Annotated in this window: 17 protein-coding genes; 9 read left to right on the top strand and 8 right to left on the bottom strand. The window is 37.9% G+C overall.

The genetic code is table 11. The annotated features are described in order from the left end of the window. Positions 1–35: 35 nt before the first annotated feature. The 6 genes from GQR87_RS20415 to GQR87_RS20390 all read right to left on the bottom strand — a co-directional run bounded on the left by GQR87_RS20415 (position 36) and on the right by GQR87_RS20390 (position 6,596). Positions 36–914, bottom strand: coding sequence for a BadF/BadG/BcrA/BcrD ATPase family protein (locus tag GQR87_RS20415; protein WP_158972526.1), 879 nt, complete (start codon positions 912–914; stop codon positions 36–38). A 93-nt stretch (positions 915–1,007) separates the two neighbouring features. Further along, positions 1,008–1,865 carry a hypothetical protein gene (locus tag GQR87_RS20410; RefSeq protein ID WP_158972525.1) on the bottom strand — a complete coding sequence of 286 codons (858 nt, stop codon included), beginning with the start codon at positions 1,863–1,865 and terminating at the stop codon, positions 1,008–1,010. Between the two features lie 114 nt (positions 1,866–1,979). Further along, on the bottom strand, positions 1,980–2,693 hold the full coding sequence (locus GQR87_RS20405; protein WP_158972524.1) for a class I SAM-dependent methyltransferase: 714 nt from the start codon (positions 2,691–2,693) through the stop codon (positions 1,980–1,982). A gap of 210 nt (positions 2,694–2,903) precedes the next feature. After that, the gene (gene gdhA / locus GQR87_RS20400; RefSeq protein ID WP_158972523.1) at positions 2,904–4,256 is read right to left on the bottom strand and encodes an NADP-specific glutamate dehydrogenase; all 1,353 of its coding nucleotides are present in this window, start codon (positions 4,254–4,256) and stop codon (positions 2,904–2,906) included. A gap of 111 nt (positions 4,257–4,367) precedes the next feature. Beyond that, positions 4,368–4,754: a GreA/GreB family elongation factor gene (locus tag GQR87_RS20395; protein ID WP_158972522.1), complete on the bottom strand. Its 387-nt coding sequence runs from the start codon at positions 4,752–4,754 to the stop codon at positions 4,368–4,370. Between the two features lie 600 nt (positions 4,755–5,354). Continuing rightward, positions 5,355–6,596, bottom strand: coding sequence for a malic enzyme-like NAD(P)-binding protein (locus tag GQR87_RS20390; RefSeq protein ID WP_158972521.1), 1,242 nt, complete (start codon positions 6,594–6,596; stop codon positions 5,355–5,357). A 275-nt stretch (positions 6,597–6,871) separates the two neighbouring features. Between GQR87_RS20390 and GQR87_RS20385 the strand changes: the two genes are divergently transcribed. From GQR87_RS20385 to GQR87_RS20355, 7 genes are all read left to right on the top strand, one after another. After that, the gene (locus GQR87_RS20385) at positions 6,872–8,038 is read left to right on the top strand and encodes a porin (RefSeq protein ID WP_370459647.1); all 1,167 of its coding nucleotides are present in this window, start codon (positions 6,872–6,874) and stop codon (positions 8,036–8,038) included. Further along, entirely contained in the window at positions 8,038–8,457 is a 420-nt protein-coding gene (locus GQR87_RS20380; RefSeq protein WP_158972519.1) for a hypothetical protein, read from the top strand. The genes GQR87_RS20385 and GQR87_RS20380 overlap by 1 nt, the downstream gene beginning before the upstream one ends. A 48-nt stretch (positions 8,458–8,505) precedes the next feature. Beyond that, on the top strand, positions 8,506–9,741 hold the full coding sequence (locus GQR87_RS20375; RefSeq protein ID WP_233267338.1) for a hypothetical protein: 1,236 nt from the start codon (positions 8,506–8,508) through the stop codon (positions 9,739–9,741). Positions 9,742–9,822: 81 nt separating this feature from the next. Further along, positions 9,823–11,025, top strand: a complete 1,203-nt coding sequence (locus GQR87_RS20370) for a hypothetical protein (protein ID WP_158972518.1) — start codon at positions 9,823–9,825, stop codon at positions 11,023–11,025. After that, complete coding sequence (locus GQR87_RS20365) at positions 11,025–11,441, top strand: hypothetical protein (protein WP_158972517.1); 417 nt, start codon at positions 11,025–11,027, stop codon at positions 11,439–11,441. The genes GQR87_RS20370 and GQR87_RS20365 overlap by 1 nt, the downstream gene beginning before the upstream one ends. A 171-nt stretch (positions 11,442–11,612) precedes the next feature. After that, on the top strand, positions 11,613–12,815 hold the full coding sequence (locus tag GQR87_RS20360; RefSeq protein ID WP_233267337.1) for a hypothetical protein: 1,203 nt from the start codon (positions 11,613–11,615) through the stop codon (positions 12,813–12,815). After that, positions 12,815–13,225 (top strand): hypothetical protein, encoded by a 411-nt coding sequence (locus GQR87_RS20355; protein ID WP_158972516.1) that lies wholly within the window; start codon positions 12,815–12,817, stop codon positions 13,223–13,225. The genes GQR87_RS20360 and GQR87_RS20355 overlap by 1 nt, the downstream gene beginning before the upstream one ends. Positions 13,226–13,230: 5 nt before the next feature. On the opposite strand, the gene GQR87_RS20350 is transcribed toward GQR87_RS20355, so the two are convergent. Together GQR87_RS20350 and rpmE are read right to left on the bottom strand one after the other, a co-directional pair. Beyond that, positions 13,231–15,288, bottom strand: a complete 2,058-nt coding sequence (locus GQR87_RS20350) for an EAL domain-containing protein (RefSeq protein ID WP_158972515.1) — start codon at positions 15,286–15,288, stop codon at positions 13,231–13,233. A 247-nt stretch (positions 15,289–15,535) separates the two neighbouring features. Continuing rightward, positions 15,536–15,748: a 50S ribosomal protein L31 gene (gene rpmE / locus GQR87_RS20345; protein ID WP_158972514.1), complete on the bottom strand. Its 213-nt coding sequence runs from the start codon at positions 15,746–15,748 to the stop codon at positions 15,536–15,538. A gap of 198 nt (positions 15,749–15,946) precedes the next feature. On the opposite strand from rpmE, the gene priA reads away from it, so the two are divergent. Together priA and GQR87_RS20335 are read left to right on the top strand one after the other, a co-directional pair. Then, entirely contained in the window at positions 15,947–18,127 is a 2,181-nt protein-coding gene (gene priA / locus GQR87_RS20340) for a primosomal protein N' (protein ID WP_158972513.1), read from the top strand. 87 nt (positions 18,128–18,214) lie between these two features. Continuing rightward, a complete protein-coding gene (locus GQR87_RS20335; protein WP_158972512.1) occupies positions 18,215–18,751 on the top strand; it encodes an SPOR domain-containing protein in 537 nt (178 codons plus the stop codon). Positions 18,752–18,915: the final 164 nt, after the last annotated feature.

Below are 18,915 nucleotides of genomic sequence, written 5' to 3'. Positions count from 1 at the left end.
TTAGGCAATTGGCTTACGCCAGTTTACTGTTAATTTTACATCTTCTGTTTAGCGAATATCATAGCACCATATTCAGGGGATTCATGGCAAGGCACTATGTACTGTTTGTTTTTATTATCTAAACATTCCACTATGTGTGGTGCTACGCCACCAACAAATGAAATGGCTTCAATTTCTTCGGATATGAACTTTTCAATGACTTTATTAATGGTCGAGGTGCCTAGCTTTATTATATTTTGAGCCAGTACATCACCATTTTTAGCATGTTTAAATACAAGAGGGGCGTACTTAGCAAACTCAAATGCTTTGCCGTTGTTTAAACGAGTGGCTAATTCAATGGGTGATTCGTCTGCAATCACAGCCTTTGTCATTGATGTTTCTGGGCCAATTTGATCGAAATCCAATAAAACCGCTTTAATTATTTCTAAGCCGAACCATGAGCCGCTACAGACAGCGTTAATGGGAAAACCATAACCGCCTATAGAAACTTGTTTTTCATCTTTAATGCCTACTGCACTAAAACCTGTACCTAAAATTATTATCGCGCCGTTGTTGCCATTATGAGCCCCTAAAACTGCAATATGCGCATCATCAGTTATAGCTAAATATTTAAAAGGATGTGACCAACTAGACATAGCCTTGTGCAGGCTAGGTAAATGTAAGCCTGCTAAACCTGCTCCAACAATTAAGTGCGAGTATGAACACTTAATTCCAGAGTGAGTGATGGCTTGATCTATTGATTGCATTATAGAGCGTTGAGCAATTTCAAGCCCATTTACTGGATTGGCTGGTCCGCCATGCCCTCTGCCGATGAGATTTAAATTATTATCATAAATACTTGCACGACAATGAGTGCCGCCGCCGTCAACCCCTACATAATATAAGGGCGAGGGTGTTGAATTGATTGCCGACATAAATTCTTATTGATCCTTATAATTGTTGTTTTTAGCTCAGGTTTGAATTTTATAGCATAAGGTATTGTACTCAATTATTAACAGCCATTGGTATTAGTATTTTTCTAATAATTGCTTTTCTCTGGCTGGGTTAATGGGCGGTAAAAAGGAATTTTGTAAATAAAATACTTGGCGTTTTTCACTGCGGACTTTGTCTAGAGCTGAGCCAAAATATTGCTGGAATATATTATCAAAAGTACCATTGGCGATAATTTTATCGAATCCATTTAACAGTAATTCAAATAATTTATCATTTTGTTTATTCGCGTAAAAATGAAAAGCAGTAGGGTAGATTAATATAATGTGAGGGTCGGCTAACAAGTTTTTGAGTGGCCCTATTTTTAAGCCAGGGTTGTTGAGTTCTAGGTCTATTTCGCCAAAAAAACGCGGGTAATAATCGATTCGTTTTTTATCTAACAATGCATACAGACCTAAAAACTCAGAACTAGTGGCGGGAATTAAACCATTTTCAGCTAATATTTTTGCATCTGTCCAAGCATGAAATTGACCGGGGATAAATTTTTTAAGTGCTTTTAAACTTTTTACTTCTTTGAATATATCCACATTGTCCTTGTGCACGAAGGACACTCGCCAACCATTGATGCCTTTCATTAGCGGGATGGGCAAGGCTAAATATTTTTCGTGCCGTTCTGTTGTAGCGTAAGCAATAACCAAATCTATATCTTGGTTTTTTTCTAGAAAGTAGAATGATCTATGGTGGGGAAGGTCATGTATGTAGCGTGCAACTTTATGAGGGCCACCTTCAGCATGCTTTAATGCTGCAGTTAAAAGATCGGTAAAATATTGATCTCTTCCGGCACCTAAACCCATATAGGTAATATTGAGCGCTTGGCAATCATGGGTTATGAGCAAACCAATAACTAACAGCAAAGCGCATAACATTCGATTCATACATTAATCCGTGATCCACATTAACCTTATATTTAATAAGGTTAATAGTAGTCGAAAATTATCTAATGATTCATAAGCTGCAAAAAAGCACTGATTCTTATTAGAAAAATTAATCTAAGGTTTATAGAAAACAGCGTTGATAAGTGTTTCTTCACGGGTTTTTGGATCTTCGACTTTGCCTGTGATGGTTTCCCATATTCCCAAGTCTTCTCTTGACCACCATAAAAAAGGTGTAGATACACTACTTTCATTCACTAAAAAATTTGCATTTTTAATCAGAGTTAAATACTCAAGGTCGGTTTTTTGCACACTCATAGGATGGCGAAAAAGTAACTTGATAATAAATGAATGAATGTAACGGCGACAAGACTCTGCAAACAACACACAGCCACCAGGTTTTAATACCCGATAAAACTCTTTGATTGCCGACTCTTGGTCAACAATGTGATGGAAGGTTTGGTGGCAAAAAATCATATCTATTGAATTATCGGCTAAATCTATCTCTGCCGCATTGCAGACTAAAAATTTAATATCGCTTGAGCATTGTTCGGCATTATTTTTTGCTTTATTGACAACATCAGGGTCAACATCTAATGCCACAATTGAAGAGGGAGAAAATCGAGAATCTAGTTCCAGCAGAGAATGGCCAAATCCAGTGCCTATATCTAAAATCACATCAAAATTTTGCGGTTTATCAATCGGGATTAATTGTTGTAAATCATTTAGTGCCCTTTTAAGTACATGCACGACCCAAGTATTCGTATCAAGAAACCAATCTCCAAATTTACTTTCTTTAACCCAAGCTTGTTTTTTATTTTTATTAGTCAAAATTTACTTTCCATATAATTATTGCTCATCTCTGGCTTATTATTGTTACGTGAATAAAAAGCGGTTACCAATCTTTTCGAATTTTAAATAATCAGAACTCTAGGTAATAGTAACGTTATACCCATTCCATTAAATTCTCGATAAGAGTTCATTTTTTTATTGGTGTTGTTATTAAATAACCGATACCCACGAAGAGGTACCGGATAAAACTTATACCACTCCTTGCTCTATCATGGCATCGGCTACGCGACGAAATCCTGCGATATTAGCACCTAATACCAGATTACCGTCTTGGCCAAATTCCTTGGCTGTATCGCTAGCGCTAATGAATATGTTTTTCATGATTTGTTTAAGTTGTTGATCAACATGTATAAATGTCCACTTTTGCATACTGGCATTTTGTGCCATCTCTAATTGGCTCGTGGCGACACCGCCGGCATTTGCCGCTTTACTTGGACCATAGGAAATACCTGCTTCGAGGAAGGCTTCAACAGCTTGATTTGTGGAGGGCATATTTGCCCCTTCACTGACTAATTTACAGCCATTTGTTAATAAGGCTTGGGCGTCATCTAATGTTAACTCGTTTTGTGTTGCACAAGGAAAAGCCGCATCTGCGGCGTAACGCCATATTGCATGACCGTTTTCTGGATAATCGGCAACCTGGGTATGTATCGCTTCTGGATAGCTGGTTAAGTACTCAACAAGATCACTTCGACGACCTTCTTTTAACCGCTTAATGAGTTTTAGATCAATGCCAGTGTGATGATACAAAGTCCCTGACGAATCACTGCAACTAATAGGTGTGGCGCCTAGCTGATAGAGCTTTTCCATTGCATAAATTGCCACGTTACCTGCACCAGATACTAAACAGCGTTTACCTTTTAAGTCATCTCCTAATTCATCTAGCATGTATTCTGCAAAATAGACTGTGCCATAACCTGTAGCTTCTTTTCGTGCTAATGAGCCTCCCCATAGTAAACTTTTACCTGTTAATATGCCTTCATAACGGCCAGTAAGACGTTTATATTGGCCAAACATATAGCCAATTTCTCGTGCGCCTACTCCAATATCACCTGCAGGCACATCGGTTGTCGGCCCTATATGTCGGTATAATTCGTTCATAAATGATTGGCAAAAACGCATGATTTCAGCATCTGAACGGCCTTTGGGATTAAAATTAGCTCCGCCTTTACCGCCGCCAATTGATAGACCCGTTAGTGCATTTTTAAAAATCTGTTCGAAGCCTAAAAATTTAATGATTCCGGCATTAACTGAAGGATGGAATCTGAGGCCTCCTTTATAAGGACCTAGAGCCGAATTAAATTCAATTCTATATCCTTTGTTCACTTGAATATCACCATTATCGTCTACCCAAGGAATACGAAACATAATTTGTCGTTCAGGTTCGACAATGCGCTGTATAATGGCTTGTTTTTGATAAATGTCATTGCTTTCTAAGAGTGGCCCAAGAGAATTTAATACTTCCTCAACCGCTTGATAAAACTCAGTTTGTGCAGGACTAGTGTGTTTTAAATCAGAAATTGTTTGTTGAATATATGTCATAAATGACAACCTTTTTATGTTGCGAAATCAGAGCAAAACGCTCAGATAAACTGTTTTAATCTCTTTTTTTCAAGGGATTAAAGCAAAAGATTTAATCCCTTTATGTTTTAGCTAATATATAGGGTTATTAACTTGAATTATTTCTACCGATTGTTTTCCTCGTTGGGTTTGCCAAGAAATACATTGGCCTGTTCGTAATCCAATCAATGCTGAACCTATAGGGGCAAATACAGAAATACTATCTTCGAATTTAATCGTGTTATCAGGTAAACATAGAGTTTTAGTAAAAGTACGCTGGGTATCTAAAATCTTAAAGGTTACTTGGCTTCCAATAACCACTACGTCTTCCGGCATATCTTTACAAGGCAAAATGGTTGCTCGGTCTAATTCATTCTCAATCGCTCGAACAAAATCTTCAGGCAGCTTAGAGCGTTCTAATTGATATTCTAATTCTGCTAAATCAGCAGTTGAAATAATGATGTCAGGTTGTTTTTGCATAGTCTTTTTTCTTTATTGATTGGGTAGGCAATGGGGTACATTTAAGTCCCTTGATACATTGACTACTTTTGTTTCTTTTAAGCCGATTAGAGAGTGCTTTTTCTAACAGTTATTAAATAAACATTCTAAGTTGTTGAGTCATTAATTTTTGCAAAAAGGAGCTTAATCCCAGCTACAGTTTAGTACTCATGTACATAGATGTTGTTGGTCAAATTAATGTTTAGTAAAACCGTTAAAGCACGGCTAAATCTCAAATCGGACTGAATATTAAAAATGAACAAATAGGGGATATTGGCCGAACGTAAGGATACGTTCGGCTTAATTTGGTAAGGTGAGTAAGTTACTCTTTAAAATTTCGATATTGTGAATTTGTAGCATAATTTCCTCAGAACAACATTTTGATAATAACTCGACTTACAATAAATACAAGAGCCAAATTCTGTCTATTTTTAATACGATGATAGATGTTCAAAGAAGTGATGGTTTTTAGCGTGAGGAGATTAAATGAATGAAAACGGGTAATAAAACCCCTCTAAAAATATTAATTTAACCTTAACTAGGCTTATCTAGAGCTAAGTTAATTTTTAGAGGGGGCGTTGTTTAATTGTAGCTAGAAGGCAATTCTTTAATCGCAGCTACACCTGAGTCAATAGCCGCTTGGGCCACAGCCTTAGCAACTTTTTGTAATAAACGTGGATCCATGGGTTTAGGAATAATATAATCCTTGCCGAAGTTCAGTTCAGCAACATTACTAGCCTCAAGCACTTCTTTAGGCACCTCTTCTTTCGTTATCTGACGAATTGCGTCTACAGCAGCTATTTTCATCTCGTCATTAATTTGTGATGCCCTAACATCTAATGCACCTCTGAAAATAAAGGGGAAACACAAGACATTGTTAACTTGATTGGGATAATCAGAACGACCTGTTGCCATAATTAGATCGGCTCGTATTGAGTGCGCTAGTTCTGGTTTTATTTCTGGATCTGGGTTAGAGCATGCAAAAACGATAGGTTTAGCAGCCATCAGTTTTAACGCTTCGGCAGGGAGTAAATTAGGGCCTGATACACCGACAAAAACATCAGCTGCATCTAAGGCATCCTCTAAAGTACGTTTATCAGTATTGTTGGCAAATAACTTTTTGTGAGGGGTTAAATCGTCTCTTCGTGTATGAATGACCCCTTTGCGATCAAGCATATAAATACGTTCTCTTTTTGCCCCACATTTGACCAATAATTCCATACAGGCTGTAGCAGCTGCACCAGCACCCAAACATACTATTGTTGCTTGGCAGATAGTTTTACCTTGGATTTCTAATGCGTTGAGCATAGCGGCGGCTGTAACAATAGCTGTACCGTGTTGATCATCATGAAAAACGGGCACCTTACAGCGTTTGATTAACTCTTGCTCAATTTCAAAACACTCAGGAGCCTTGATATCTTCAAGGTTGATTCCGCCAAAGGTATCTGCAATGTTAGCTACTGTGTTGATAAAATCTTCAGTACTTTTATTGTCCACTTCGATATCAATTGAGTCGATGCCAGCAAAACGTTTAAACAGTAATGCTTTACCCTCCATAACTGGTTTTGAAGCTAAAGGGCCTAAATTACCTAAACCTAAAATGGCTGTGCCGTTAGAAATTACTGCAACTAAATTGCCTTTACCTGTGTATTGGTATGCGGCGTCTGGATTGTTTGCAATTTCTCTAACAGGTTCAGCGACACCAGGACTATAAGCTAAGGCTAAATCGTCAACAGTTTCTGCTGGCTTGGTGAGTTCTATACAAATTTTTCCAGCTACTGGAAACGTGTGGTAATCGAGTGCTTTTTGGCGAAAATCAGACATGTCTGCATTTCATCCTTATAGTCAGGTTGGTTTTAGTGCTAATTACATTGAGAACTTAGTGTCTTTTAGGTAATTCGCTATTATTAACTGAATGTAACATAGGTGTTAAAGGGCAGCCTATTGAATTTTCTAGCCTAATTGCTACTATTTTATTGCATCATAATTATGATAATTGTTGACTCTATATTGTCTCGTAGTATGTTTGTTGGTAATTAATTACTCTAAATAGAATCTCCTATATTTTGAATATTAGATTTATCTTAAGTACTGCTGGTTTGATACTTATTTTGCTTGGCATCAGCCCTGTGGCCTCTGCTGCAGATGACAAATTGCAGTTTTCTGGATTTGCCCGATTGGTGTTAGGCCACTTAGATGATAAAAACGCCGAATATGTCGGTTATGACAATAGTATTAGCTTAGATCAACAATCACTGCTTGGTTTGCAAGCTGATTATCATTTAAGTGATAGTTTCTCACTTACTAGCCAATTTGTAGGATATACAGAGGACCAGCGTAATTCTGGGCTGCAATGGTTATATCTTACCTACCATCCTAATAATGCATTGCAAGTTAAACTCGGCAGGCAGCGTATCCCCTTTTTTAACTATAGTGATAGTTTGGATGTTGGTTTTGCTTATCCTTGGCTGACGTTGCCACAACAATTTTATGATACTGCTTTCTTTTCAACTTTTGATGGTATTTTGGCTAACTACCAGTTTGCGATCAACGATTGGTTGATTAATTATGAAGGTTACTGGGGACGGTTCGACGACAAAATTTACTTGAGTACTCAAGAGATAAATACAAAAGTCATAGGCCTAGTTGGTATCAATGCCACTGTAGCATATAAAAATTTCAGCTTGCGAGCCTCTTATAATCAGGGCGATGTTAATATTGAACAAGATGAAGCGGAACTGTTTAGTCAGCTATTACGGCAAGTCGGCTTTACCCAAAGCGCTGATTGGCTGAATGCTAACGGGCTTATTGAGTTTTACCAATTTAGTGCAAACTATGAAAATTTAAATTATTTTGTGCGTAGTGAAATTGCCAAAATGGTCGGTGAAGGTGGTTTAGTCGCAGACATTGATAGTTTTTATATTTCTGCTGGCTATAACTTTTATCCTTACACTCTATATATCTCTTACGGAAAAAAAGATCTTCATTTTGATCACCTTGCAAACGAAATTCCATTTGGTGTCTCTCCGGAACTAGACGTACTGGCGGCTACTTATCTTGGGGCATTAGCTCAGTTTCCTGATGATAAATCTGCAGGAACCAAAATTGGTCTTCGCTGGGATGTTTTGTCAAACTTGGCTCTCAAAACAGAAGTGACCTATGTTGAAGCTAATGACGAAATTAGTAATGATTATGCGGTGAAAGACTTAGGTGGATTTGATGGTGAAGCTATCTTGTATCAGCTTGCTATTGAGTGGGTGTTTTAATGAAAAAAACCTGCGCTTTTTTAATCTTATTCTTACTGAGCTTTATTTCTGCAGCTATTGCGTCGGATGCAATTATAGTAGTGGCTAATACTGACGATAAATCTATTCAGCTCAGTCGACAACAAGTCCGCAATTTATTTATGGGCGGTGTTATTCCTTATGATTTAAAAGCTGTTGCCTTACCGCCTGAAAATCAAACTCGAGTGTTGTTTAATACTAAAGTGGTGGGATTAACCGAATCACGTATTCAGTCGTATTGGGCACAAATGCGCTTTACTGGTCGTAAAACCGCACCTAAAGAAGTGAAAAGTGAAGATTTGGTATTAAAGTACCTAGAGAACAATGATGGAGCTGTAGGATATTTGCCTGCTGGTATTGCCCTCCCTAATGATTTAACTATAATTTATACCATTCAATAATGTGCAATTGTTTGTTTTATCTCAGGGCAATTTTTATGGAGAATACCTTTGCTTAATTACAATGAAAATAGCCCTGTTGATGACTTTAAGTGTGGTAATAATTATTTTTTGTTGTTCACTTGTTTGGTTTTTTTTAGTGGTATTTCGAGCTCCTATGCTGATACTGAAGATAATCTGAAGGTTTCTGGTTTCGCTCGTGTGGTAATGGGCTATCTGGATGATAAAAATGCTGAATACCTAGGTTATGATAATTCAATTAGTCTTGATCAAGAAAGCTTAATTGGCTTGCAACTCGACTATCAGGTTGTCGATACGCTCGCTGTAACTGGGCAAGTTATCGGACATACAGGGGCGCAGCGTGATTCAGGTATTGAATGGTTATATTTAACTTATCATCCCACTAAGGCGTTAAAATTTAAACTGGGCAGGCAACGAACACCATTTCTTAATTATAGTGATGTAATCGATGTGGGGTACGCCTACCCATGGGCAACATTACCGCAACAAACTTATCCCCGCCACTTCTTTTCCACATTTGATGGTTTAATGGCAAACTATGAAATATCTAATAATGAATTTGTGTTGAATATTGAAGGCTATTGGGGGGGATTTAAAGATAAAGTGGTAGTGGCCGAGCGTATTATGGAGGCTGAAACGACAGACTTTCGTGGATTAATTAGTAACCTGGCCTACCAAAATTGGACTTTTAGAGCTTCATACCATCAAGGTAGAACAAGTGTTGACCTCGATGATGTAGTACAATTTAGTGGCTTGTTGGGCCAGCTTGGTTTTACTCAGAGTGCTGAATCTTTAGCTACGGTGGGATCAACCGAAGTTTATCAATTGAGTGTTAATTTTGAAAATATAGATTACTTCGTACGAACCGAATTTAATCGAATACAGGCTGATTTTGTTTTTGTTCCAGACAGCGATAATTATTTCGTTTCTGCGGGATATAACTATCTTCCCTTTTCTACCTATATTTCATATTCACAAAATAAAACTCAATATGAACCAGCTGCTACCGATATTCCTATAGGTATAAACTCACAACTAGATATCATTGCTTTTAGTTATCAAGAGATATTTAATCAATTGCCCATTGATAGTTCAGAGGCATTTACCATAGGTACTAGATGGGATTTAAAGGCTGGTTTGGCTCTAAAAGGCGAAATAAGCCAATTAAACGGTGCTAATTCTGATCGAGCTTTTTTTACTGTAAATGATCCAAGCTTTGATAGAAAAGCTATTTTATATTTAGTGGCTTTAGAATGGGTCTTTTAAACGAGAGCCTTCTTCATTTCAACAAGTAGTGTTTTATATAGTTAAAAATAAATACCGTGAGACAGGAAAATTAAAAACGTAATGTTACGAATTCACCAATTTATATCCGTTAGCTGTTTAGTTTTGCTTAGTAGCTGGACGCCATTACTACAGGCGGAAACTACTGATAAATTACAGTTTTCAGGTTTTGCTCGTGTAGTTTTAGGTTATCTTGATGAAAAAAATGCAACCTACTTAGGATATGATGATAATTTAAGTTTAAGTCAACAAAGCTTGATTGGTTTGCAGGCAGATTATCAAATACTCGATAACCTGTCTGCTACAGGACAATTTATTGGTCATAGCGGAAATGAACGAGAATCAGGAGTTGAATGGTTATACTTAACCTATAAGCCTTCTGACTCAACTCAAATTAGAGTGGGTAAACAACGCACCCCACTTTTTTATTATAGTGATTCTATTGATGTAGGTTTCGCTTATCCATGGGTAACTATTCCACAACAAGTATACAAATCGGTATTTTTTTCAACCTTTGAAGGGGTACTAGCTAACTATAATTGGTCTGGGAAAAAAATTGGAGTCGAGGTTGAAGCTTATTGGGGTAGTGTTGATGACACCATTTACAACGCTGGTGTCGAAGTTGAGGCGAATGTTAACGATCTCCGCGGCCTGATTGCTAAGATAAACTATGATAACTGGGCATTTCGCTCCGCGTACCATACGGCAGAGACTTTTATTGGCCTGACAGAACTCCTAGATTTTGCCGGTATACTTGAGCAATTTGGTTTTTACCAAAATGCAGAATTTTTAAACCCAAACGGTAAAATTGATTTTTATCAACTGGCAGCTAGTTATGACAACTTAGACTATTTCTTTCGAGCTGAAGCTACCAGAACGTTAGGTGAGAGTGCTGTTATACCTGACGTAGACAGTTATTTTGTAGTCGTAGGTTATAACTATTATCCGTTTTTAAGTTATTTGTCTTTTGGAAAAAGTAGCAGTTCCTACGAAGAGCCAGTCAATGAAATACCTGTAGGTATTGACCCGCAACTTGATGGGTTGGCATTGGGCTATCAAACAATTTTTAACTCCTTACCTGCCCTTAGCTCCGAAAGTATTACCCTAGGCACAAGATGGGATTGGAAAACGAACCTTGCATTCAAAGCTGAAGTAACCTGGGTTAAAGGAGCTCTAGGCACAAGCTCTCAATTCATAGTGCTAGATGAAGGTAAGTTTGATGGCAAAGCTCCACTCTATCAACTGGCATTAGAGTGGGTGTTTTGATGAAATACCTACTTTATTTTATCGCATTATTGGGTTTTAGCAGTTGGCACGCTTCAGGTGCTAACGGCATAGTTGTAGTCGCTAATACACAAGACACTTCTATTACCCTAAGTCGACAAGAAGTGCGTAATTTATTTATGGGTAGCTCGTTATCTTATGGCCTTAAAGCTGTGGCATTGCCACCAGATAATCAAACCAGAGTAATGTTCAATACTAAAGTGGTAGGTTTAACAGAATCTAGGATTCAATCATATTGGGCACAAATGCGTTTTACTGGACGTAAAACCCCTCCTAAGCAAGTTGCAAATGAAAAATCAGTATTAACTTACCTGAAAAACAATCAGGGAGCAGTAGGGTACTTACCCGCTAATACGGTTATTCCTAAGAGTTTAACAGTAATATATACCAGTCAATGAGGTTAGCTTAGAGAGTCCAATAATTTATATTTAGTGGCCCTAGAGTGGTTATTTTAAATCCCATCCTCTCTTTATCACGTTTATTAGCCAGTTATATTTAGAAAATAGAGGAAGTGATAATAGTTGCTTCGTAAAAATATAGAACCGGTAGACGAAAAGGTTAAAAACCGAATGTTACGAATTCATCGCTTTATTCCAGCTAGCAGCTTAGTTTTGTTCAGCTGCTGGATGTCATCGCTACAAGCAGAAACTAATGATAAATTACAGTTTTCAGGTTTTGCTCGCGTGATTGCAGGGTATCTGAACGAAGAACATGGGACATTTTTAGGCTACGATGACAGTATTAGTTTTACTGAACAGACCCTGCTAGGGTTGCAACTCGACTATCAAGTTATGGATAACTTGTCCGTCACAGGACAAGCTGTTGCACGTACTGCCGACGATAGTGATTCAGGTATCGAGTGGTTGTACTTAACTTATACTCCAAGCAATGCATGGAAATTCAAAATCGGTAGGCAACGTACTCCAATATTTAATTACAGTGATATTATTGATGTCGGCTTTGCTTATCCTTGGATATCTTTGCCCCAGCAAGTTTATCGAGGATTTTTGTTTCCTACTTACGAGGGGCTTCAGAGTCAGTATGAGTATGTAGGTAAAAACATATCACTTGGCTTAGAGGCTTATATAGGTGGTATAGAGAGAGAATTTGTTGCTAATGGCCAAGTTCTTGACACAGATATTGATAACTTACGAGGAATTGTTGGAACGGTTGGCTATCAAGGATGGAATTTTAGAGCATCTTATCACCGGGGGCATGCGGATATTAATCAACCCGAGTTAAATGCCTTTAGCAACCAGTTACGACAATTTGGTTTCATGCAAAGTGCAGACTCTATAAAGACTGATGGGGTGGGACGTTTTTATCAAATTAGTGCCTTTTATGAAGATGTAGATTATTTCTTTCGAACAGAATTAATGCAAATAAAAGCAGATCTATCTCTGTCGCCTAAAACGAAGGGTTATTTTATTTCTGGAGGTTTAAATTTTTACCCAGTTTCTGTTTACCTATCTATATCGAAAGATACCAACAGGTATCTTCAGCCTGTTGCTGAAATACCAACTGGGATCAATGCACAGTTAGATGCACTAGCATTCGGCTATCAACAAACTTTTAGTCAATCACAAGACAATAGTACGCTTAGCTATACGGCTGGTATTCGTTGGGATTGGCAGGAAAACCTAGCATTAAAAGCTGAAGCGACCCTGCTAAAGGAAAATGAAGGAACTCAAGGTTTGTTTACTACTCGAGATGTGAATAACTTTGATGGCCAAGCAATTCTGTATCAAGTAGCCATGGAGTGGGTGTTTTGATGAAAGCATTGATTATAGCTTTACTATTATATTCTGGTTATTCTGCGAGTGCTAATAATTCAATCTTAGTTGTTGCTAACACTGCCATTACAAATATTGAATTGAACCGGCAAGAAGTGCGTAATTTATTTATGGGTAGCTCATTATCTTATGGACTTTCTGCTATCGCTTTACCCCCAAATAATCATACTCGTATACTGTTTAACACTAAAATTGTTGGTTTAACTGAATCACGTATTCAAGCCTATTGGGCGCAAATGAAGTTTACTGGGCGGAAAAAAGCTCCTAAAGAATTGGCCGATGAACAGCTTGTTTTAGATTATTTAGAGAACAATCAGGGCGCTGTGGGTTATTTACCCTCCTACATTAAAATTCCAAATGGGCTAACCATACTCTATGAAATTGATTAGCTCTTTTAGCTTTTACCTGTGGTTGTAAGCATTTGTTCTAAACTGATTGGTTTGGAAAAAAGATAACCTTGCAGTTGATGACAGCCATTTTCCACCAAAAAATCAAATTGTTCTCTGGTTTCTACACCTTCAGCACAAATTTTTAGATTTAGCTGTTTGGCCATTTCGATAATTGTTTTGGTGATTAACGTACTGCGCTTAGAAATTAATAAATTATCTACGAATTGTTTATCAATTTTTAGAGTGTTTAGGTGTAATTGTGTGAGGTAGCCAAGTGATGAATATCCTGTGCCAAAGTCATCCAGGGCGATTGATATACCCAACTCTTTCATCTCTTTAAAAAAGTCGTTGGCCATATCAAAGTTTTCTAAATAGGCTGATTCCGTTACTTCAAACTCAATAGTTTTAGGGTTGACATTGTATTGTGTAAATAGTTTTTTTACATAGGCTATGAGGGATTTACTTTTTATATCTTGGGCTGATAAATTAACTGAAATGACAACATCTGGATTTATATGTTTTTGTATTGTTGTCATATCCTTACAAAGTCTTTCTAACACCCATTGAGTGATGATTAGTATTTTTCCACTTTGTTCTGCAATTGGAATAAACTCGGCAGGAGATACTACGCCTAAAGAGTCACTGGTCCAGCGTAGTAGGGCTTCATAGCCTACAATTCGTTCTGTTGGAGATACTTTGGGTTGGTAAAACAGTATGAATTCGTCATTTTTTATGGCATGAGAAATCGAATTGGCGATTAATAATTTTCGTTTGTTGTCTTCCATCATTTCAGGAATAAAAATAGTGTGTGTATTACGACCTGCAAGTTTAGAGCGATACATAGCAATATCTGCATTGCTGACAAATTCACTTAAATTAAAATTAGAATCAAAGGCTTTGGCTATACCTACACTAACGCTAACCTGTACTTCCCATGAATTTATATCAAAGGGTTCAGAAAGACCTGTTACTAAGCGTTCTGATATTTGATATAGAAATAAATCGTTTGGTTCATTGTGTAGCAAAATGAGAAACTCATCGCCTCCGAGTCGGGACAATATGTCACCATCTCTTAGAAAACCTTTAGTTCGCTTACTGACCTCAATTAATAGCTGGTCCCCAGTTTCATGGCCCAATGAGTCATTGACTCCTTTAAAACCATCTAAATCGAAATATAGTAGGACTAGATTACTATTGGTACGCTCAGCTTTAGCTAATTCAACACGCAAGGTTTCCATAAAGGATTGTCGGTTGGGTAGGCCAGTGAGCGCGTCAAAATTGGCTAACCTTTCCATGGCTTTTTGTTGAATCATTAACTTTTCGGTATATTCTTTATTCTTTTGAGTTTCTTGGTTGATGGTTTCCATCATCAGATTAAGGTCTTGGCTCAAAGAGGAAACTTCTTGCTTACCTTTGATCTCAATTTTTAAAGAATAATCGTTAGTTTCTTGGATTTTTTGTGCCAGTGCAGACAAGCGACTCAAAGGTAAAAATAATCTTGCCTGAATCACAAACAAAATGATTATAACTATTACTAGTACCAATAAGGTTAGGGGTAAAACTTGTTTTAGCAGATTAAGTTTACTTTTGCTCAGAGGGCCCTTTGAGTCATGAACAATGAGTAAATAACCTAAAGGTAATTGTTTATCGCCAATTAATTTGAATGCGACTAATTCACCATTTTCAACATATACGCCAGAGGTTTTTTGTTTTAATTTCTCAAGTTGATCATCCATTAAAGTGGATTGATCAGCAAATGATTTACCATGATAACTTTGTAGTCGTAGCCAGTCTTTATCATAAATTTCAGCAAATTTAACATTGTCATATCTATCTAAGCGTAAAAGCATAGTAGTGAGTTCAAAATCATCTGGTTGAAAGGCTAGAAGCGGTACTAAATCACTAGCCATATTTTCAGACAAAGCCTCTAGATCACCTTTTACTGATTCAAAATATAACTTTTCATGTTCTTGTAGTGAAAACGCCAAAATGGTTAAGCTGACAATACAGATTGCTAGAGCAGCAATAGAAGATGTGGTATTTTTAATGGTTTTAAAAAGCATTACGTATCCTTGTACAGGAATTATATTGTACGTCTAAAAAACATATCAATATTTAGTACTTTAGTCTCAACTACTTACTACAAAAATAGGTTCAGATTGATTCTACTCTAAATCTAAAATTAACTCTGCGTTTTTGTGCCTGATTTTGAATCATATAAATATGAAATACCTAGCCAATTTTATTAAAGACACAAAAAAAGGCGCTGAATAAGCGCCTTTTGGATGTCTTTTCAGACTACAAATCGAATTACTTCTTAGAAAGACCAGCAAAACGTTTGTTAAATTTATCAACTCGACCACCAGTATCAACGTTACGTTGCTTACCAGTATAAAAAGGGTGGCAAGACGAACATACGTCTAAGTTGATGTCTTTTTTCAAAGTAGAACGCACTACAATTACGTTTCCGCAAGAACAGTTTGCTGTCATATTTTGATAATCAGGATGGATATCTTGTTTCATGGGTTACCTTATCTCGTCAGGCCGCATCGCTATCCAACCCGAAGTTGAACACCATACGAAAATTAAATTAAAAAGCTTTGTGGCTTGCCGCAAAGTGGCGCGCATATTAATGTAAGGGGCTGATGCGATCAAGGATTTTGTTGTTTTTATCGCCATTTACCTTTGTTTTACTTATTTTAACAGGCTTATTAGTACTTAATGTCAATACTCCGAATCGCACTTCCTATCCCTAAACGTCAACTGTTTGATTATCTAGCCTTAGATGTTATTCCTAAAGTTGGCTGTCGAGTCAGAGTCTCTTTTGGCCCTCGTAAATTAATTGGTGTGGTTTGGGAGGTCGGTGAAGATTCAACTTGGGAAGTCAGTAAACTTAAAGCCATCCAAGAGGTTATTGATGATAAACCTATTTTTGATGCTACCCAGCGTAAGCTCTGTTCTTGGTTAGCACAATATTATAAACACCCCATTGGCGATGTGGTACAAAGTGCCATGCCGGTAGCATTGCGCAAGGGTGAATCGAGTTTGCCTAAAGCAATTGAGTATTGGACTGTGAGTGAGACAGGCAAAACTGTAGAGCTAAGTAGTTTATCCCGAGCACCTAAACAACAAGCCTTGTTATCTGCATTACAAACTGAAGATATACTTAAATCAAAAGCCAAAGAGCAGTTTGGCGCAGCCGCAACAAAAGCCCTATTCGATAAAGAATTCATTACAGTGATTGCCAAACAATCTACCAATGAAACTAATTGGCGACAAAACCTGATTGTCCAAGATAAACCTGTGGCAAATGTTGAACAGGCTTTAGCAATTAGTAGTATTGAAGCTAAGTTAGCTGAATTTGCCTGCTTTTTACTGGATGGTATTACCGGTAGTGGTAAAACTGAAGTGTACCTGCAAGCCATTGAACCTGTATTGAAACAGGGTAAGCAAGTGTTGATTTTGGTGCCAGAAATTGGCCTCACCCCACAGACAGTGAATAGGTTTAAATATAGATTTGGAATAGATGTTGGGGTTTTGCACTCGGGGTTAACCAATAATGAAAGATTACAAGTTTGGCAAAAAAGTGCCAAGGGCCAACTGGGAATAATAATAGGCACACGTTCGGCCATATTTACCCCTATGTTAGCACCGGGGCTGTTGATAGTTGATGAGGAACATGATGCTTCCTATAAACAGCAAGATGGCCTGCGTTATCACGCCAGAGATTTAGCCGTAGTGCGGGCACACGCCGAAAAGATACCTCTAGTATTGGGTACTGCTACTCCGGCACTAGAAACCTTAAATAATGCTCTAACGGGTAAATATCTATATTTGAAGCTCCATGAACGAGCTGGTAATGCATCAGTGGCGACTCAACATGTATTTGATATCCGACAGCAACCACTTAAGTTTGGTATCGCTCAGGGCATGTTAGATCGAATTAAACTACACCTAGAGCAAGGCTCTCAGGTGATGTTGTTTATCAATCGCCGTGGTTATGCTCCTGCTCTGGTGTGCCATCAATGTGGCTTTGTTGAGCAATGTCTTCGTTGCGATAAACCTTTTACTTTGCATAATCAGTTATACAAGTTGCAGTGTCATCATTGTGGTAATGCTAAAGGTATCCCTAAAAGCTGTCAGCAGTGTCAGTCAACAGAGTTAACGGCCATGGGCGTGGGCACTGAGCAGCTAGAACAAGGACTAAGCCAGTACTTTCCTGAGTACAGTAATATTCGTATTGATAGTGATAGTGCAAGGGGTAAAAGTAAGTTAGATAGGATGCTCAGTAGTATTAATAATAATGAACATCAAATATTGATAGGCACGCAGATATTATCGAAGGGACACCATTTCCCCAATGTGACGCTAGTGCTAATTCTAGATGTGGATGGCGCTTTATTTAGTGCAGATTATCGAGCCGCAGAAAATTTAGCTCAACTTATTACTCAATTGGCAGGTAGGGCAGGCCGAGCTGAGAAACCGGGAGAGATGTGGTTACAAACCCATGATCCTGGCCATCCTCTACTTCAAGATTTGATCAATAACGGTTATGCTCATTTTGCTAAATATGCTTTGCTGGAAAGGCAACACGCTAATTTGCCGCCTTTTACTTATCAAGCCTTGTTTAAAGCTCAGGCATTGAGTGCACAAGACGCGCATATGTTTTTACAGAATGTGTCACAGTTGTTTAGCCATGCTGCTGGGGTTTCTTGTATTGGACCTATACCGGCATTAATGGAAAAAAGACAAGGTCAGTATCGTATGCAGTTATTATTACAGAGCAGCCAACGAAGTAGCTTGCAGCGCGCTTTAGGGCATTATATTAATCAAGTAGAAACGCTGTTTTTAGCTAATAAAGTTCGTTGGTCTTTGGATATCGACCCGCAAGATTTCAGCTGATTGTTTAAAAATCTGTTTACTCATCATCTAGTCAAGGTAAGATTAGCGGCCTTAACTGTTTAGCAATCAAAGTGGAATGCGTTATTAATGGCTCCAAAAGATTATGTGGCCCGTGGGCAGAATAAAAAACAACAAGCTGCGCCACCTAAATCAAAATTTCCTGCGTTACGTTTGCTTATCACCTTAGGCTTGGTTGCCGGGTTTGCATATTTTTTATGGAGCCTGAAAAAAAATGCTCCAGAGCAGCCTGAAGAAGTTGTTGCAGAAAAAATTGAGAACAAAGCAAAGTCGGAAGACGTGTTGCCTGAAATTCCAGAAGAAGAGTGGGAATTTATTACTAGCCTGCCAGAATACTCTGTGGAAATAGAAAACAAACAGCAAGATCAACCCATCATACTGAGATTGATGCAATGTGGTTCGTTCCGAAAACAATCTCAAGCAGAAGAGCTTAGAGCGAGAATCGCTTTTCAAGGTCTTGAAGCGCAAGTTAAAACTCAATCGGGTAGATGGTATCGGGTTATTCTAGGGCCATACGAAAGTAAACGTTTAGCTGAAAAAGATCGCCATAAATTACAACGGGCGAAAATAATTGGTTGTAAAATTTGGAACTGGAATTTAAATTAGAACCACTCGCATGTGAAATGTTAAGTAATCTGAGTTCTGGATAAGAAGTATCGTTTGAGATAAGTTTATCCTTATAATTCAATGGGTTAATTTTTTTAAATGGCCTCAGCTAAATACTCACTCGGTGACGAAATTTTTCGTGGATAGCAAGGCGGATTGTCGTG

Source organism: Paraglaciecola sp. L3A3, assembly GCF_009796765.1.
Classification (GTDB): domain Bacteria; phylum Pseudomonadota; class Gammaproteobacteria; order Enterobacterales; family Alteromonadaceae; genus Paraglaciecola.
The sequence above is the reverse complement of the archived record's forward strand: the minus strand, read 5'-3'. Positions and strand labels throughout refer to the sequence as shown.

Bases quoted from the DNA above. Each gene is read 5' to 3' on its own strand.
- GQR87_RS20390 (WP_158972521.1), bottom strand. From the start codon at position 6,596: ATGTCTGATTTTCGCCAAAAAGCACTCGATTACCACACGTTTCCAGTA.
- GQR87_RS20415 (WP_158972526.1), bottom strand. From the start codon at position 914: ATGTCGGCAATCAATTCAACACCCTCGCCCTTATATTATGTAGGGGTT.
- rpmE (WP_158972514.1), bottom strand. From the start codon at position 15,748: ATGAAACAAGATATCCATCCTGATTATCAAAATATGACAGCAAACTGT.
- GQR87_RS20370 (WP_158972518.1), top strand. From the start codon at position 9,823: ATGTTACGAATTCACCAATTTATATCCGTTAGCTGTTTAGTTTTGCTT.
- GQR87_RS20350 (WP_158972515.1), bottom strand. From the start codon at position 15,288: ATGCTTTTTAAAACCATTAAAAATACCACATCTTCTATTGCTGCTCTA.
- GQR87_RS20380 (WP_158972519.1), top strand. From the start codon at position 8,038: ATGAAAAAAACCTGCGCTTTTTTAATCTTATTCTTACTGAGCTTTATT.
- GQR87_RS20410 (WP_158972525.1), bottom strand. From the start codon at position 1,865: ATGAATCGAATGTTATGCGCTTTGCTGTTAGTTATTGGTTTGCTCATA.
- GQR87_RS20335 (WP_158972512.1), top strand. From the start codon at position 18,215: ATGGCTCCAAAAGATTATGTGGCCCGTGGGCAGAATAAAAAACAACAA.
- GQR87_RS20365 (WP_158972517.1), top strand. From the start codon at position 11,025: ATGAAATACCTACTTTATTTTATCGCATTATTGGGTTTTAGCAGTTGG.
- gdhA (WP_158972523.1), bottom strand. From the start codon at position 4,256: ATGACATATATTCAACAAACAATTTCTGATTTAAAACACACTAGTCCT.
- GQR87_RS20355 (WP_158972516.1), top strand. From the start codon at position 12,815: ATGAAAGCATTGATTATAGCTTTACTATTATATTCTGGTTATTCTGCG.
- GQR87_RS20360 (WP_233267337.1), top strand. From the start codon at position 11,613: ATGTTACGAATTCATCGCTTTATTCCAGCTAGCAGCTTAGTTTTGTTC.
- priA (WP_158972513.1), top strand. From the start codon at position 15,947: ATGTCAATACTCCGAATCGCACTTCCTATCCCTAAACGTCAACTGTTT.
- GQR87_RS20395 (WP_158972522.1), bottom strand. From the start codon at position 4,754: ATGCAAAAACAACCTGACATCATTATTTCAACTGCTGATTTAGCAGAA.